The sequence below is a fragment of the Acidiplasma aeolicum genome (assembly GCF_001402945.1).
In the GTDB taxonomy this organism is placed as follows: Archaea; Thermoplasmatota; Thermoplasmata; order Thermoplasmatales; family Thermoplasmataceae; genus Acidiplasma; species Acidiplasma aeolicum.
This window is the reverse complement of the sequence record NZ_LKBG01000187.1, coordinates 1-726: the sequence shown is the minus strand read 5'-3', so window position 1 is coordinate 726 and position 726 is coordinate 1. Positions and strand designations below refer to the sequence as shown.

Annotated in this window: 1 pseudogene; it reads right to left on the bottom strand. The window is 34.3% G+C overall.

Annotation, left to right across the window (positions count from 1 at the left end):
* Window positions 1–528: 528 nt before the first annotated feature.
* A pseudogene (locus AOG54_RS09915) lies at window positions 529–726 on the bottom strand (hypothetical protein); the annotation flags it as partial.

Here is a 726-nt window from a genome sequence, read left to right as displayed (position 1 = left end):
AGCCTTCCAAGCTTTCGACCCGGGTTCAAATCCCGGCACCTGCATAAATATAAAAGTTCGGTTCTGTACCATATTTTGTGTAAATATAAACCCCGGTTAATAATGAAATATTCACAATATACCTTCTTGTTTTCGGAATTTTTCTTAACAATGAAAATAAATACCATCTCAGGCTTTATGCATATAAAAATTATCTAATTTTTATATTTATTGCATTTTCAATAACCATGATACCATCATCTATGGAATTGTATTGCTCAATTTTTACCTTTATAATACCAACGATAATTTTGGGTTATTCATTGAATTATCTTATGGCCTTTTATTATATAAAATACCAGGAGATCCTAAGAACTAACCTTTTTTTCATCTCATCCCCGAACTTCTTTAACAATTCAGGATCCTTTAATATCTCCTCTAAAACATTCTCTATTACTTTAGATTTAAAATGATTCCGGTGCAGCCTCAATTATCCTTTTTGCAATTCCTTGTAGTGCCTCGGATGGCAGTATTTAGCATCCTCAGGATTTACTGCATTGCACCTTGGGCACTTCTTTGGCATCGGCTCAATGATTTTATTCTCATTTGTTTTATTCCATAGGCCTTTAATATTGCATTGTCATGGTCCCTCATTGATAAATGTATATATGTTCTTGTCTGCCTTGATCCATGTACCCATCCCATCTGTGATTCCAATGGTGCCTCTGCAACCTTTGATGCCAGAAT